The organism is Tardiphaga sp. 172_B4_N1_3, from assembly GCF_052076035.1.
In the GTDB taxonomy this organism is placed as follows: Bacteria; Pseudomonadota; Alphaproteobacteria; order Rhizobiales; family Xanthobacteraceae; genus Tardiphaga; species Tardiphaga robiniae.
Genome location: NZ_CP197238.1, coordinates 18,542 through 34,635 on the forward strand (window position 1 = coordinate 18,542; position 16,094 = coordinate 34,635).

A 16,094-nucleotide genomic window follows, 5' to 3' on the forward strand; every position below is an offset into this window, starting at 1 on the left:
GCGCGATTGGCCAGCGCAGATCGCGGTTAGACAATGATGCTGATGCGAGCCTGTCGCAAGGCCCACGGAATGGAAAAAGTCGAAAACGGCTGCGGCAGTCTGGATTGAGAAAAATGTATGTCAGGCAGCATTCGGCAATGGAAGATCACGCTGCCGCGATCAGTGTGTGAAGGTGCCGCGATGTGCTGTTATCAGCGAGTGCGCGCCGCAGCACGATGATATAGAAAGCGACCATCACCAGAAAGCCGAGCGGCAGTTCGATGGCGCCAGCGATGCTGCGCGTCAGCAGCGGCGTGATCCAGGTCAATGCGAGCAGGCTGATCTCGCCCGCGCGAAAGCCATGATCGAGTCCATGCCGCGCGAAGAAGGCGATGGCGATGGCGAGCACCATGAGATCGTAGTCGAGCACATAGGGCGTCGCCAGCAGACTGCCGACCGCGAGCGCTGTTGCCTTGAGTTCGAACGCTGCATGGCTGCGCCATAGCCACATCAGACTGATGGCAATGCCGGCTGCGAGACTGAACTGTGCGACATAAGCGACAGGAAGACCGGCGCCCCACATCCGTGTCGCGGCGAAGATCGACTGGATTTTCTGCCACCCGGTGCCGCCTTGTTCGAGTACGACATCGCGAGTGAAAGCAGTGGAGTCGGCAAAGGCCTGCCAGATGCCGGCGCCGAACAACCCCGTGCTCAATACGATGAGGACAGCGACGGTGAGTGCGGCCGATACCATCGTGATCCAGCGTCTGTCGGCGAGCAGGGCGAGAGGAATCAGCACACCGAATTGCGGCTTGTAGGCCAATAGCCCGATCAACACGCCGGCCAGCCACGGCCGGCGATGTAGCAGAAGCAATGCGCCGCCCAGCAGTGCGGTGGTTAGAAATCCGTTATGGCCGTGACCGACATTGATGAAGACGGCAGGAAAGGCGGCGGCCACCAGCAGCGTTTCCCGGCGGGGCAGGATCGTGCGGATCGCGGCGAGGTAGGCGGCGAAGCTGGCGACGAGCCACAGACCGAGCCCCCATCCATAGGGCACCGTGGCCACCAGCGCGGCAATTCCGAGAAAGAACGGCGGATAGTGCCAGCCGTAGAACGGCACGTCGCGGCCAAACACCCGCTGTTCCGCGGCGTGTTGCAGGGCGGGATCATACGCGTCGGCGGGGTTGCCTTCGAGGGTGAGCCGGCCCGCCGCATAGATGTTGGAAAAGTCCGTCCCGATCGGCTTGCCATTGCGGTCGATCACGCCGTCCGAGACCGCAATCCAGCCGGCGAAGGCCAATGTGCCCAAAGCGAGCACGATCAGGCTGTAAGCCCGCACGCGTTCGAGGGGCAGCCATGCGCCGCTTTCAATGTGCTGCCAGATCCAGATCATTTTAAGGGTGCATTTTGGCCCAAATCGTCGATTGCGACGTGCGGTTGACGCTACCGTCCCCCGTTTAACGCTTGCTGAATTGCATCACTTCCAGATGTGTTTTTGCCCAAGCTTCTTGCGATGCAACGTCGCACGCACTAGGGTGCGCCGATCCCAGCAGGATCAGCCATTTTGACGTCGCCGACCGCGGGTCCGCGACCTTTCTCAGGAGAAGATGATGTCGTTTTTGTCCGCTGCGCTCGACCGTGTGAAGCCGTCCGCGACGATCGCGGTGACGGATAAAGCACGTGCGCTGAAAGCAGCCGGCCGCAACGTCATCGGTCTTGGTTCGGGCGAGCCCGATTTCGACACCCCGGCGAACATCAAGCTGGCAGCGATTCACGCCATCGAGGCCGGCAAGACCAAGTACACCGCCGTGGACGGTATTCCCGAACTGAAGGAAGCCATTATCGGCAAGTTTCAGCGCGAGAATGGCCTGACCTACAAGCCGAACCAGATCATCGTCGGCACCGGCGGCAAGCAGGTGCTCTACAACGCGCTGATGGCGACGTTGAACCCGGGTGACGAAGTCATCATCCCGGCGCCGTATTGGGTGAGCTATCCGGAAATGGTGGCGCTGGCCGGCGGCACGCCCGTGTCCGTGGTCTGCACCGCAGAATTCGGCTTCAAACTGCAGGCTTCCGCGCTGGAAGCAGCGATCACGCCGAAGACCAAGTGGATCATCCTGTGCTCGCCGTCGAACCCGACGGGCGCCGCCTACAAGAAGTCGGAGCTCAAGGCGCTCACCGATGTCCTCGTGAAACATCCTCACGTTTGGGTGATGACCGACGATATGTATGAGCACCTCGTCTATGACGACTTCGAATTCACCACGCCGGCACAGATCGAGCCGTCCCTGTTCAATCGCACGCTGACCGTGAACGGCGTCTCCAAGGCTTACTGCATGACCGGCTGGCGCATCGGTTACGCCGGTGGTCCCGCCGAGCTCATCAAGGCAATGGCGACGATCCAGTCGCAGTCGACCTCGAACCCGTCGTCGATCGCGCAGTGGGCGGCGGTGGAAGCCTTGAACGGTCCGCAAGATTTCATCCCGAAGAACAATGCCGTGTTCAAGGAGCGCCGCGATCTCGTGGTGGCAATGCTGAATCAGGCCTCGGGCATCAACTGCCCGCGTCCGGAAGGCGCATTCTACGTCTATCCGTCCTGCGCCGGCACCATCGGCAAGACTGCGCCTTCGGGCAAGGTTATCGCCAATGACGAAGACTTCGTCACAGAACTGTTGGAAACCGAAGGCGTGGCGGTGGTGCAGGGGTCGGCCTTCGGCCTTGGCCCGGCATTCCGCATCTCCTACGCGACGAAGACGTCCGATCTCGAAGATGCCTGCAAGCGCATCCAGCGCTTCTGCGGAAATCTTCGGTAACAAAACCCGCTCCGAAACTTTTGACGGTTTCGGGGCTTATTTCGGGAAGCGCCTTGTTTTCGACACGGCGCTTCCTTCTTGTCCCCTCGCTATCAAAATCCCCAAGGTGGAGTAACACTATGCGACTTTCCAAGATGTTCGGCCTGACGGCCGTGGCCTTTGCGGCGTCGGTTGCGACCGCAAATGCACAGCAGCCTGGCAGCGTTCAGGTTGGCGTGCTGGAGTGCCGTGGCGGCCAGAACGTCGGCTACGTGGTCGGTTCGAATGCGCACCTCAACTGCGTCTTCCAGAGCGCCGGTGGCCGCGCCGAAGGTTACGTCGCCAACATCCGCCGTTTCGGCCTTGATCTCGGCTTCACCGAAAACACCACGGTGCAGTGGGCTGCATTCGCTCCGACCACCCGCGTGCCGCGCGGCGCACTGGCCGGCAGCTACGGCGGCGTCGGTACCAACGCATCGGTTGGCCTCGGTTTCGGCGGCAACTTCCTCGTTGGCGGTCCGGGCAACACCTATTCGCTGCAGCCGATCTCGGTGCAGGGCCAGACCGGTCTGAACGTCGCCAGCGGCATCGTTCAGCTCGAACTGGAAGCGACCGGTCCGGTCAGCGGTCATCGCTACAACAAGAAGCGCCGTCATCGCAGCCATCGCTAAGCGATCGCTACGATCGCCAGCGATCGCTGTGATCGCGTAAGCGATCCGGCAAGGTTAACGAAAAGGCCCGCGCGAGCGGGCCTTTTTTGTTGCGCGCGCTACGCGTGCGCCGCTGTCATTGGGCGGTATCATTAGCTATGGATAGTCGATCCACATCCTTACTTCCGTTCATCACCCGGAGATTCCTGATGGTCCGCCTCTCATCGCTCGTTCTCGGTATCGCTGCCGCCGCCTTTTTCACTGCATCGCAAGCGCAGTCGCAGCAAGGCGTGCAGGTCGGTGTCTTGAATTGCCGGGGCGGAGCCAGCGTCGGATTCGTCGTGGGCTCGGTGACCAATCTCGGCTGCGTGCTCACCGGTACCGGTCGTCCGGATCAGCCTTATGTCGCCACGATCCGCAAGGTGGGCATCGATCTTGGTATTACCGAACAGACCGCGCTATCCTGGGCCGTGTTCGTGCCGGTGAACTATAGCGGTCCCGGCGATCTGTCCGGCAACTATGCGGGCGCGCAGGGCAGCGCGTCGGTTGGTGTCGGCGTCGGCGCGAATGTCCTGGTTGGCGGTTCGCAAAACGCCTTCTCCCTGCAGCCGCTCAGTCTGCAGGGGTCGGTGGGACTGAATGTCGCCGCCGGCCTGCAGAGCCTGGAGTTGCGCCCCGGTCGCTGATCCCGCGGCGATCGCTCGTAAAAATTCATCCGGCTTCGCCCATGGCGGAGCCGGATTTTTTATGGCGCAATCCGATCACGTTCATCGCAGCGCAGCAACTTTTCCATCTTGCCAAATATCCGGACCGGGCGGAGCATTGACCGCCGACCCAATCATGGGCCGAGCTCCACATGAGGAGGCGGCAATGGGACAAGACCTGAGAAGTCCCCGCGGTCCACAAGGCAATGCCGCAAAGTGCATTGCGCTGGTGGGCCCTTTCCAGAGCGGAAAAACCACACTGCTTGAAGCGATCATGGCCCGCACCGGGGCGATCCCGCGGGCCGGCAGCGTCGACAACGGCACCAGCATCGGCGATGCCAATGCGGAAGCCAGAGCCCACAAGATGGGCGTCGGCCTGACGGCTGCGACCACCACCTTCATGGGCGACAGCTACACGTTCATCGACTGTCCGGGTTCGGTGGAATTCGCGCATGACATGCGCGCGGCATTACCCGCCGTCGATGCAGCCATCGTGGTTTGCGAGGCGGATGCGCGAAAATTGCCGCAGCTGCAATTGATCCTGCGCGAACTCGAAGACCTCGGCATTCCCAGATTTCTGTTTCTCAACAAGATCGACCGCGCCCACAAGCGCGTGCGCGAGACGCTGGCGACATTGCAGCCGGCCTCGCGCGTGCCGCTGGTGCTGCGGCAGATCCCGATCTGGAACGGCGATCTGGTCGCCGGTTTCGTCGATCTCGCGCTGGAGCGCGCTTTCGTCTATCGCGAGCACAAGGCGTCCGAAGTCATCAAGCTCGAAGGCGGCGATCTCGATCGGGAGAAGGAGGCGCGTTTCTCCATGCTGGAGAAGCTTGCGGATCATGACGACGCGCTGATGGAGCAGTTGCTTGACGACATCGCGCCGCCGGCCGACGCCGTGTTCGACGATCTCGCGCGCGAATTGCGCGAAGGTCTGATCTGTCCGGTGCTGCTGGGCTCGGCAATGCGCGAGAATGGCGTGCTGCGGCTGATGAAGGCGCTACGCCACGAGGCACCCGGCGTGGCCGAGACGGCCAAGCGCCTCGGCGTGCCTGACAGCAAGGATGCGATCGGTTACGTGTTCAAGAGCAGCCATCTACAGCATGGCGGCAAGCTGTCTTACGCGCGCGTGCTGAGTGGTCATCTCGATGATGGCGCAACATTGCTGTCCTCGTCGGGCGAAAGCGGGCGTGTCTCCGGCATTCTTGCGGCGAGCGGCGGACATGACAGCAAGCGCGCATCGGCCGAAGCGGGCGAGACCGTCGCGCTCGGCAAGCTCGATCATGTCAGGACCGGCGATACGATCTCGACCGGCAAGACTGCGCCGGCCTCTGTCGTGAGTGTCATAGCTGCATCGCCCGTGCTGGCGATGGCGCTAGCGTCCGCCGATCGCAAGGACGACGTCAAGCTCGGCCAGGCGCTGTTGCGGCTGACCGAAGAAGATCCGTCGCTTGCGGTGGTCAATAACGCGCAGACCCATGACGTGGTGTTGTGGGGGCAGGGCGAGATGCATCTGCGCGTGGCGATGGAGCGCCTGCACGAACGCTTCGGCATCAACGTCAAATCGCATGCGCCGGTGATCGGCTATCAGGAGACCATCCGTAAACCGATCACCCAGCGCGGCAGGCACAAGAAGCAGTCCGGCGGTCACGGCCAGTTTGGCGACGTTGTGCTGGAGATAGGCCCGTTGCCGCGCGGCGAGGGCTTTGCATTCCAGGAAAAGGTGGTCGGCGGCGCGGTGCCGCGCAACTACATTCCCGCGGTGCAGGAGGGCGTCGTCGACGGGTTGCAGCGTGGTCCGCTCGGTTTTCCTGTCATCGACGTGCAGGTGACGCTCACCGATGGGTCGTATCACAGCGTCGATTCATCCGATCAGGCGTTCCGGACCGCTGCCCGCATCGGTTTCACCGAGGCGCTGCCGCAATGCCAGCCGGTGCTGCTGGAGCCGATCCATACGGTGGAGATCGTCTGTCCCACCGAGGCCACGGCCAAGGTCAACGCCATCCTGTCAGGACGGCGCGGCCAGATCCTCGGCTTCGATACCCGTGACAACTGGCCGGGCTGGGACACGGTGCGGGCGATGTTGCCGGAAGCGGAGATCGGCGACCTGATCGTTGAACTGCGCTCGGCCACCGCCGGTGCCGGCAGCTTCACCCGCAGTTTCGACCACATGGCCGAAGTCTCGGGCCGCGCCGCCGACCAGATCGTTGCGGCGCATCGGGTGGCGGCTTAGTACAGTGGCCCATGACGCTTGGACCGCGGGTTGTAATCATTGGCAATAGCGGCTCGGGCAAGAGCACGCTGGCGCGGCAGCTTGAAAGCCGCGTCGGCGGCGAACGCACAGATCTCGATCATATCCATTGGCTGGACAGGGTCGGTGTGAAGCGCGACGAGGGGCAGGCCAAAGAACTGGTGGCCGCCCTTGCCGTGAAGTCGAACTGGATCATCGAAGGCGTTTACGGTTGGCTGGTCGAAGCGGCATTGCCGCGCGCCACAGCATTGATCTGGCTCGACATGAGCCCGGAGGTTTGTCGTGATAGCCTCGCTCTCCGGGGCCCTTGGCGTGGCGCGACGGCCGAGGAACATGCAGATTTTCTGGCTTGGGCCGAGGCCTACTGGCAGCGCAAAACGTCGAGTTCGTTCGCTGGCCACCTGGCGCTGTTCGACGACTTCGGCGGCGTCAAACGACGCCTGACATCGCGCGCCGCTGTCGCCCAGTTCGTGGCGACCATGGCGGCTTCGCCGATCGAGTGATGTTTTATACATCATTGAAGATATCTCACATATGATATAAGACTCGTGAAACTGGAAACCGCCCTTGATTACATCGTTTCAGATGCGGGCCGCCCGTGCGCTGCTGGGTATCGATCAAAAGCGGCTGGCCGAAATGGCCGGCGTGTCGCTACCGACCATCCAGCGCATGGAAGCGAGCGAAGGCAATGTCAGGGGCGTGGTGGATTCGCTGATCAAGGTTGTCGATGCCCTCGATCGCTCAGGCGTCGATTTGATCGGCGAGAACGTCCGCAGCGATTCCGGCGGACGAGGGGTGAGGCTGAAACAGCCCGGTCCACCACCGAAACTTGAAGAGCCAAAGCTGACGGATTGAGAACGGGCCGCGGCCTCGATCGAGATCCGCGGCAGGTGACAGGGGCGAGTCGGGAATGGACATGTCCAGAAATCGCGCGTGGGGGCCGCATCAGCCGACCTTCGCCGAACTGTTCACGCCGAAATTGATCACGGTGTTGCGCGAAGGCTACGGCATCGCCGATCTGCGCGCCGACATCTTGTCCGGCTTGACGGTGGCAATCGTCGCGCTTCCGTTGTCCATGGCGATTGCCATAGCCTCGGGGACGTCGCCGGATCGTGGCCTCATCACCGCTGTGATCGGCGGCTTCCTCGTGTCTGCGCTGGGTGGAAGCCGCTTTCAGATCGGCGGTCCAGCCGGCGCCTTCATCGTGCTGGTGGCTGCCACCGTGAGCCGCCATGGCATCGACGGACTGATCCTCGCGACCATGATGTCGGGCGTTTTTCTGATGGCGGCCGGCTATCTCCGGCTTGGCACCTACATCAAGTTCATTCCCTATCCGGTCACGGTCGGCTTCACAGCGGGCATTGCCGTCATCATCTTCGCCAGCCAGATCAGGGATCTCCTCGGGCTCACACTCACCGGCAAGGAGCCTGGCGAACTGATCCCGAAGCTGCAGGTGCTCGGAAGTGCGATCCACACCGTCAACCTGTCGGCCGCCGCGATCACCATCGCGACCATTGCGATCATCCTTCTGCTCAAGAAGCTGCGGCCCTCCTGGCCGGGCATTCTGATCGCGGTTGCCGCAAGCGCGGTCGCGGCATGGTTCTTTGCGCTGCCGGTTGAAACCATCGGCACCAAGTTCGGCGGCATTCCGCAATCCTTTCCGCTGCCGTCGCTTCCCGCGATTTCCCTGGCAAAGCTGCAGGCCATTCTGCCGGACGCCATCTCCTTTGCGCTGCTGGGCGCGATTGAATCTTTGCTCTCAGCTGTCGTCGCTGACGGCATGACCGGCCGGCGGCATCGCTCCAATTGCGAACTGGTGGCGCAGGGCATCGCCAATATCGGCTCGGCGCTGTTCGGTGGAATCTGCGTGACCGGCACCATCGCGCGAACCGCCACCAATGTCCGCGCCGGCGCGCACGGCCCGATCTCGGGCATGCTGCATGCGGTATTCCTGCTGGTATTCATTCTCGTCGCGGCGCCATTGGCAAGTTACATTCCGCTGGCGGCGCTCGCCGCGGTGCTTGCCGTGGTCGCCTGGAACATGGCGGAGAAGCATGAATTCGCGACGTTACTGCGGTCATCATGGGGCGATGCTGCCGTGCTGTCGGCGACTTTCCTGCTAACGATCTTCCGCGATCTTACCGAAGGCATTGTGGTCGGCTTCGCGCTTGGCGCGATTCTGTTCATCAACCGCATGGCGCAAACAACCGGCATTGAGGCGGATAAGCCGCTGGTCGTGGCCGACAAGGCCGACGACGCCAATGGCGACCGAAAACCCTATGATCCCGGTCTCGCTGCCGATCCCGACGTCGTTGTCTATCGCATCACCGGCGCATTTTTCTTCGGCGCGGCCTCCACCATCGGATCTGTGCTCGAGGGCTTCTCGGATCGCCACAAGGCTTTTGTGATCGATTTTGCCGCGGTCCCCTTCCTGGATTCGACTGCTGCGAATGCGATCAAGGGCATTGCCGAGAAGGCAAAGCGACAAGGCGTCCGCGTCATTCTCACCGGCACCTCGCAGGGCGTGCGCCGGGCGCTGCTGACCCACGGCGCGCGACCGCCACTGGTCAAATACCGTGCTGATGTTGCAGCGGCCGTCAGCGAGATCAAGACCCGACGCGCTGCAGCGATCCAGGAGGCGTCGAGCTGATGGCATCGGCAATTGCTCGCAGCTGCAGTATTGATCGTCTGCATGGTTGTCGGACTTGCTGTGCGCTGCAAACTGTCTGATGATTAAGAGCCCCTGCATGATTTTTATGCTACGCACGCTTCCGCTTGAAGCGAAGGATGAATGATGCCGAACGAGACCACGCCCCGCGCCGCCTGTTTGATCGGCTGGCCTGCCGCGCATTCGCGCTCGCCGCTGATCCACCATCACTGGCTGCGCAGCATGGATATTCCGGGCGGTTACAGCATCGAGTCGATCCCGCCGGAAGGCGTGGCCGAATTCGTGATGAACCTCTCCAAGCACGGTTACATCGGCGCCAATGTCACGATCCCGCACAAGGAGCGTGTGCTGAAGCTGACCTCACCGGATCGCCGCGCGCGCGCGGTCGGGGCCGCCAACACGTTATGGTATGACCACGGTACGCTACGCGCGACCAATACGGATATCGAGGGCTTCATCGACAATCTCGATCATTGCGCGCCCGACTGGGACCACGCCGACGACGCGCTGGTGCTCGGCGCGGGCGGTTCGTCGCGTGCAGTGGTGTTCGGATTGCTCGAACGCGGCATCAAACATGTCTATGTCGCCAATCGCAGTCTCGATCGCGCCGAGGCGATGGCCGCGCAATTCGGTTCGCAGGTGGTGCCGTTGGCGTGGGAGAATGTCGCCAGCATGTTGCCGCGCGCATCCTTGCTGGTGAACACCACGTCGCTCGGCATGGGCGGCCAGCCGCCATTGATCATCGACCTCGATCTGTTGCCTGACCAGGCGGTCGTCGCCGATCTCGTTTACGTGCCACTCGACACCCCGCTGCTCGCCGGCGCCCGCGCAAGGGGCCTCCGCACCGCGGATGGTCTCGGCATGCTGTTGTATCAGGCCGTGCGTGGCTTCGAGCTGTGGTTCGGGCAGCGCCCCGACGTAACGCCGGAACTGCGTCGCCTCGTCGAAGCCGATCTCACAGTGGCGTGAGCGGGGAATAGCTATTTGGCCTTGGGGTTTCCATCTGCAGCGGTGGGCGCCGCCTTCAAAGGAAATTCCCCTATGGTTCAGATTGTATCGACTTCGGCTCGCTTGTTCGTGGGCTCAATTCTCGCTGGTTCATTGCTGATTTCCGCTGCATCAGCGCAGCAGCCGCAACCCCTGCGCATCCGTGGTGCCATTGAAGCCGTCGATGGCGCTGTGCTGACGATCAAGACGCGCGAAGGCGATGAGCGCAAAGTGAAGATGACGGACAATGTCACCGTCACCGGCATTGCCAGAACGACAATGGCCGAGGTGAAGCCCGGCTCCTATATCGGCGTGACCGGCATGCCGCAGGCCGATGGGTCGCAGAAGGCCATCGCGATCCATATCTTTCCGGAAGCGATGCGCGGCACCGGCGAAGGCTCGCGCCCCTGGGATCTGCGCCCCAACAGCAGCATGACCAACGCCACCGTCGATCAGAAGGTCCAGGCCTCCGATGGCCAGACGGTGACGGTGAAGTACAAGGACGGGGAAAAGAAAGTGACCGTGACGCCCGACACGCCCATCGTGACATTCGTGCCGGGCAACAAGGATGAACTCAAGCCTGGCGCCAAGATCATCATCATGGGCGCTACCAAGAAGGATGATGGCACCTTCGAGACGGCGCGGGTCAATGTTGGGCTGGATGGGTTGACGCCGCCGATGTGAGAAATTCGAAACAGCGGAGAAGCTCTTGCGCAGACCATTGCTCGCACCGTGCCTCATTCTCGCATCTCTGTTGTTGTCTGCGCCGCACTTCGCTGCTGCGCAGACAGCGCCCTCCACGACGGAGCGGGTGCTGAACCTGCCTGTTCATGGCGACGATCGGCAGCGCGCGCTCTACGCCAGTCCATCGCATCCACGCGCGACCATCGTGATGCTGCCCGGCGGAGCAGGCGATGTAGGCATCGCCCGGGATGGCGAAATAGCGCACGGTAACAACTTCGTCGTCCGTTCGCGCGTGCTCTGGAATGCTGCGGGTTTCGCGGTGCTGATCCCCGACGCCGTCAATAGTCAGAACTTGCGCGGGCTGCGCAGCTCACCGCAATATGCAGCACTTGTGGGCGATCTCGTCGCTGCAGCTCATGCGCAGGCGCCGGGACCGGTCTTCCTGCTCGGGACCAGCCAAGGCTCGATTGCGGCGATGAACGGCGCCGCGAATCTGCGTGACGGTCAGATCGCAGGTATCGTGCTCACTGAGTCGGTGTCGCGCCTTGGTGGCAGCCACGAGACGGTGTTCGACGCGCATCCTGAACGAGTCAATGTGCCCGCACTCGTCGTTGCCAATTCAGACGATCGCTGCAATGTCGCACCGCCGGAAGACGCCGACAAGATCGCAGCAGCGATGAGTGGCGCGCCGCGCGTCAAGGTCCTCAGGGTCAGAGGCGGAGATCAGCGCTCGTCCACGGATTGCGGATCGCTGTCTCCGCACGGCTATTACGGCATCGAGCAAAAAGTCGTCGATACGATCGCCGCGTGGATCGACGCGGCGATCTGACGAGTCCTCACTGCACCAGCACGTGCCTGTCGATCTCGGCGATCGAATTCACGCCGCACAGGCCCATGGTCACGCTGAGTTCGTTGCGCAGGATGTCCAGCGCCTTGGTTACGCCGGGGCCGCCATAGGCGCCGAGACCGTAGATATAGGCGCGGCCGATCATGCAGGACTTGGCGCCGAGGGCGAGCGCACGCATCACGTCCTGCCCCGAGCGGATGCCGCTGTCGAACATCACTTCGATCTCCGAGCCGACGGCATCGGCGATCCCTGGCAGCACCGAGATTGACGATGGCGCGCCGTCGAGCTGACGTCCGCCGTGGTTGGAGACGACCATCGCCTGCGCGCCGACCTTCACGGCTTCGCGGGCATCCTCGATATCGTGAATGCCCTTGATCACGATCTTGCCGGGCCAGATGCTGCGGATCCAGTCGAGATCCTTCCAGTTCAGCGACGCATCGAATTGCGATGCCGTCCACTCCGCCACTGAGCCGAGATCGTTGGTGTTCTTCACGAAGCCGGCGATGTTGCCGAAGTTGCGCCGCTTGGCTTTCAGCGTCCGCACTAGCCAGCCGGGCTTGCTCATGAAATCGATCAGGTTCTTCACATTCAAGATCTGAGGCGGCACCGACAGGCCATTCTTGATGTCGGCATGACGCTGGCCGATCACCTGCAGATCGACGGTCAGCACCAGCGCGCTGCACTTCGCCTTGATGGCGCGCTCGATCAATTCCTTGATGAAGCCGCGATCCTTCATGACATAGAGCTGAAACCAGAACGGCTTTTCGACATTCTCGGCGACGTCTTCGATCGAATTGATCGACATCGTCGAGAGCGTATAGGGAATGCCCGCCGCCTGCGCCGCCCGGCAGGCGTGAATTTCGCCGTCGCCATATTGCAAGCCGGTTGAGCCGACCGGCGCGCAGATCAGCGGCATGGTGGCCTTCGCACCGAGGATGGTCGTCGAGGTGTCGCGATTGGCGATGTCGACCAGAATACGCTGGCGGAACTTCAGCTTCTGCAGATCCTCGCAATTCGCACGGAACGTGTCTTCGCTATAGGAGCCATGGTCGACATAATCGAAGAACGCCTTCGGCACGTTGCGCTTGTGCTCGAGGCGAAGATCTTCGATGCAGGTGATATGCTTCATGAGATGTCCCAGCCGTTCTTGTCTTTGCTTGTATTTGCTTGTTTCGGTGTCATCTAGCATGGTTAGGCGGTCCGCCATATCATCCTTGTCATTGGAATGTCGTCGAAATTGAAGGAGGCCAGAATGTCCGGCTCCAAGACAAATCCAGCAGGCCACGGGGCCGGCAAGGCTCCCGGCAAGGCAGCCGAGGACGAAGAAAAGCGACAGCTGGAAGTTGCGCTGGACGAAGGGTTGGAGGAGACTTTTCCGGGCTCCGATCCGGTCAGTGTGACCCAGCCTGCCCATTCAAAGGCGGACGCGCATATCAAGCGAAAGGGCTGAGCGGACCGGGTTCCGGTCAGCCGATGCTCCATCGAAGGCATTACATGAAAGGTAAGGTATATAAGTAATATCAATGGCTTGTCGTCGATCGCGTGCTCCGGGCCTTGGTAATGATTCATCATATTTTTTGAAGCGATTTTAGGGGCCGTAGCCTTATAAGTCCGTCACATATATGGCGCTGCCAATGGGTCAGTCGCCTGAGACAGGGTTTTGAGCCCTCGCGCAAGGCGCGAGGGCATTGGGGGTTACCATGAGCCGTAAATATTTCGGGACAGACGGCATTCGCGGCCGCGCCAATGGTTTGATCACGCCGGAACTGGCACTGAAAGTCGGGCAGGCGGCAGGTCTTGTGTTTCAACGCGGCGAACACCGTCATCGTGTCGTGATTGGCAAGGACACCCGGTTGTCCGGCTACATGATCGAAAATGCGATGGTGGCAGGCTTCACGTCGGTCGGCATGGATGTGCTACTGGTCGGGCCGATGCCGACGCCCGCCGTGGCGATGCTGACCAAGTCGATGCGCGCCGATCTCGGCGTGATGATTTCCGCATCGCACAATCTGTTCGAGGACAACGGCATCAAGCTGTTCGGACCGCTCGGCTACAAGCTGTCGGACGATGTCGAGAAGCAGATCGAGGAATTGCTCGACGAGAATCTCGACAAGAGACTGTCGCAGAGCGCCAGCCTCGGTCGGGCGCGCCGCATCGACGGGGTGCATGATCGTTACATCGAATTTGCCAAACGCACGCTGCCGCGAAATCTCAGCCTCGATGGTTTGCGCGTCGTCATCGATTGCGCCCATGGCGCCGCCTACAAGGTGGCGCCGGAGGCGCTCTGGGAACTCGGCGCGGACGTCATCTCCATCGGCGTCGAGCCGGATGGTTTCAACATCAACAAGGAATGCGGATCGACCGCACCGGAAGCGCTGAGTCGCAAGGTGCGCGAGATGCGCGCCGATATTGGCATTGCGCTGGATGGCGACGCCGATCGGCTGATCATGGTCGACGAGCGTGGCCATCTGGTCGATGGCGATCAGTTGCTCGCCGTTATCGCGCAGAGCTGGAAGGAAGACGGGCGGCTTGCCAAGCCAGGCATTGTCTCCACCGTGATGTCAAATCTCGGTCTGGAGCGCTTCCTGAAGGGGCAGGGCATCGATCTCATCCGCACGGCAGTGGGTGATCGCTATGTGCTCGAGCAGATGCTGCAGCACGGCTACAATGTCGGCGGCGAACCCTCCGGCCATATCATCATGTCGGACCATGCGACGACAGGCGACGGTTTCGTAGCCGCGCTGCAGGTGCTGGCCGTGGTGACCAAGCTCGGTCGGCCGGTGTCGGAAGTCTGCCACCTGTTCGATCCGTTGCCGCAGATTCTGAAGAATGTGCGTTATCGCAGCGGCAAGCCGCTCGATGATGCGGAAGTGAAATCCACCATCGCTGCCGGTGAACAGCGCCTCAACGGCCATGGTCGTCTCCTGATCCGCCCGTCGGGCACGGAGCCAGTCATCCGCGTGATGGGAGAGGGCGATGACCGCGTGATGGTCGAGGAAGTGGTGGATTCCATCGTTGACGCGCTGGGCCACGCAGCCGCGGCGTAAGGTTCCTGTTCATTCGCTCTGGCCGAGGCGCCAGCGCGCGATCACTGCCGAACATGAAGAGCTGTCTTGTCCGAATATTTACCGGGCGAGGCGGCTCTTTTGCATTTTGATAGTTCGCGTTGGAGCGCTTTCGAGCGAAGTGGGCACCGGTTCGCATCAAGGAAACGCGTCTCAACAAAAAGCCGGAGCCTCGGCTCTGATCCGGTCAGAGCCGAAGGCTCCGGGCAGGTAAGTCCTCGTTAACACCTGGCGACGCCGCGGCGCATTGCAGCGCGTTTTGATAGCAAGACATTGTTAGTAACTGTGGCGACGCAGTGGCGTGATGGAATTTGTGTGCATTTTCGTCACCAAATATCAACCTTAAAAGTTAGGGTTAAGCGCCGCTTAAGGAGTTGGTGTCATCGTCCGTTTGTGAGTTTCCGAGTGTGAGGCCTCCATTAGTTGCCTCTTTGGCCCAAAAGGACGAAGCCAATGCGTAGCGTTAAATTCATTCTGGCCGCGGGCGCGGCTTCCCTGATGTCGACCGCCGTTCTCGCTGCCGACATGCCCATTGCTCCACCGCCTCAGATGTATGCGCCGCCGCCGGTCGAAGACTTCGGCGGTTGGTACCTGCGCGGCGATATTGGTTTCAGCAACCAGCGCGTCAAGAACATCGAGATGGGTGACGGTCGCAACGCCAATCTCCTCTCGCTTCAGCAGACCACTGCCTTCGATACGGCTGGCATCTTCCAGCTCGGTGTCGGTTATCAGTTCAACAACTGGTTCCGCGGTGACATCACCGGCCAGTATCGCGGCAATTCGAATTTCAAGGGCACCGATCACGTAACGTTCCCGTCGAGCGGCCTCGTTGGTACCGGCGTGAACAACTATAACGCCACCAAGTCCGAATGGGTGGTGATGGCCAATGGTTACGTCGATCTCGGTACCTGGTGGTGCGTGACCCCGTTCGTCGGCGCCGGCGTCGGTATGGCTCGCGTCAATATCGGGAACTACACGGATAACGGTGCGATCAATGTCGGCTCCGCCGGCGGCGTGCCCTTCATCGGCGGCCCGTTCCCGAGCTATGCCAGCGCACCGGCAGCATCGAAGTGGAACTTCGCATGGGCCCTGCACACGGGCCTGGCTTACAAGGTCAATCCGGCAATGACCGTCGAACTCGGCTACAGCTACATGAATCTCGGCGATGGCCAGACCGGGCCGGTCTCGACTTATGACGGCTTCACCCGTGGCGTGGCGATGCAGTTCAAAGACATCACCTCGCATGACCTGAAGCTCGGCGTGCGCTGGAACCTCGACAGCCCGCCGGCCTATGCGCCGCCGCCGTTGATCCGCAAGGGCTAAGGCAAGCGCCGATCGCCTCAACTATCTTAAGAGACCTTAACGGCGCGGGAGCTTCCCGCGCCGTTTTGTTTTGCACGGGTAGTATCATCGCAACCAATGATTAAGGTTAACAGCGGATGATCGGGACAGTTCGGTGAGTTGAGGAAT

General features: G+C 61.5%; 15 protein-coding genes. 13 read left to right on the forward strand and 2 right to left on the reverse strand.

Annotated features, from left to right (window positions below; translation table 11 throughout):
• Window positions 1–145 precede the first annotated feature (145 nt).
• On the reverse strand, window positions 146–1,372 hold the full coding sequence (locus AB7783_RS00110) for a glycosyltransferase family 87 protein (protein WP_441276448.1): 1,227 nt from the start codon (window positions 1,370–1,372) through the stop codon (window positions 146–148).
• Between the two features lie 217 nt (window positions 1,373–1,589).
• Here AB7783_RS00110 and AB7783_RS00115 point away from each other — a divergent pair, with 217 nt between their 5' ends.
• From AB7783_RS00115 to AB7783_RS00160, 10 genes are all read left to right on the forward strand, one after another.
• Complete coding sequence (locus AB7783_RS00115; RefSeq protein WP_068731379.1) at window positions 1,590–2,792, forward strand: pyridoxal phosphate-dependent aminotransferase; 1,203 nt, start codon at window positions 1,590–1,592, stop codon at window positions 2,790–2,792.
• 119 nt (window positions 2,793–2,911) lie between these two features.
• On the forward strand, window positions 2,912–3,442 hold the full coding sequence (locus AB7783_RS00120) for a DUF992 domain-containing protein (protein ID WP_068731210.1): 531 nt from the start codon (window positions 2,912–2,914) through the stop codon (window positions 3,440–3,442).
• Window positions 3,443–3,630: 188 nt separating this feature from the next.
• Window positions 3,631–4,107, forward strand: coding sequence for a DUF992 domain-containing protein (locus tag AB7783_RS00125; protein ID WP_068731211.1), 477 nt, complete (start codon window positions 3,631–3,633; stop codon window positions 4,105–4,107).
• Window positions 4,108–4,291: 184 nt separating this feature from the next.
• The gene (locus tag AB7783_RS00130; RefSeq protein WP_175367574.1) at window positions 4,292–6,355 is read left to right on the forward strand and encodes an elongation factor G; all 2,064 of its coding nucleotides are present in this window, start codon (window positions 4,292–4,294) and stop codon (window positions 6,353–6,355) included.
• Window positions 6,356–6,366: 11 nt separating this feature from the next.
• On the forward strand, window positions 6,367–6,876 hold the full coding sequence (locus AB7783_RS00135) for a hypothetical protein (RefSeq protein ID WP_441276449.1): 510 nt from the start codon (window positions 6,367–6,369) through the stop codon (window positions 6,874–6,876).
• A 64-nt stretch (window positions 6,877–6,940) separates the two neighbouring features.
• The gene (locus AB7783_RS00140) at window positions 6,941–7,228 is read left to right on the forward strand and encodes a helix-turn-helix domain-containing protein (RefSeq protein WP_089261718.1); all 288 of its coding nucleotides are present in this window, start codon (window positions 6,941–6,943) and stop codon (window positions 7,226–7,228) included.
• A gap of 55 nt (window positions 7,229–7,283) precedes the next feature.
• Complete coding sequence (locus AB7783_RS00145; protein ID WP_441276450.1) at window positions 7,284–9,023, forward strand: SulP family inorganic anion transporter; 1,740 nt, start codon at window positions 7,284–7,286, stop codon at window positions 9,021–9,023.
• A gap of 141 nt (window positions 9,024–9,164) precedes the next feature.
• Entirely contained in the window at window positions 9,165–10,010 is an 846-nt protein-coding gene (locus AB7783_RS00150; RefSeq protein WP_441276451.1) for a shikimate dehydrogenase, read from the forward strand.
• A gap of 72 nt (window positions 10,011–10,082) precedes the next feature.
• Window positions 10,083–10,712, forward strand: coding sequence for a hypothetical protein (locus AB7783_RS00155; RefSeq protein ID WP_441276452.1), 630 nt, complete (start codon window positions 10,083–10,085; stop codon window positions 10,710–10,712).
• 25 nt (window positions 10,713–10,737) lie between these two features.
• Window positions 10,738–11,541: an alpha/beta hydrolase gene (locus tag AB7783_RS00160; RefSeq protein WP_441276453.1), complete on the forward strand. Its 804-nt coding sequence runs from the start codon at window positions 10,738–10,740 to the stop codon at window positions 11,539–11,541.
• A 7-nt stretch (window positions 11,542–11,548) separates the two neighbouring features.
• On the opposite strand, the gene AB7783_RS00165 is transcribed toward AB7783_RS00160, so the two are convergent.
• Window positions 11,549–12,688 (reverse strand): alpha-hydroxy acid oxidase, encoded by a 1,140-nt coding sequence (locus AB7783_RS00165; RefSeq protein WP_441276454.1) that lies wholly within the window; start codon window positions 12,686–12,688, stop codon window positions 11,549–11,551.
• Window positions 12,689–12,811: 123 nt separating this feature from the next.
• On the opposite strand from AB7783_RS00165, the gene AB7783_RS00170 reads away from it, so the two are divergent.
• From AB7783_RS00170 to AB7783_RS00180, 3 genes are all read left to right on the forward strand, one after another.
• Complete coding sequence (locus AB7783_RS00170; protein ID WP_141137017.1) at window positions 12,812–13,009, forward strand: hypothetical protein; 198 nt, start codon at window positions 12,812–12,814, stop codon at window positions 13,007–13,009.
• 250 nt (window positions 13,010–13,259) lie between these two features.
• Window positions 13,260–14,606 carry a phosphoglucosamine mutase gene (gene glmM, locus AB7783_RS00175; RefSeq protein WP_089261706.1) on the forward strand — a complete coding sequence of 449 codons (1,347 nt, stop codon included), beginning with the start codon at window positions 13,260–13,262 and terminating at the stop codon, window positions 14,604–14,606.
• A gap of 471 nt (window positions 14,607–15,077) precedes the next feature.
• Entirely contained in the window at window positions 15,078–15,947 is an 870-nt protein-coding gene (locus AB7783_RS00180) for an outer membrane protein (RefSeq protein WP_068731233.1), read from the forward strand.
• Window positions 15,948–16,094 lie beyond the last annotated feature (147 nt).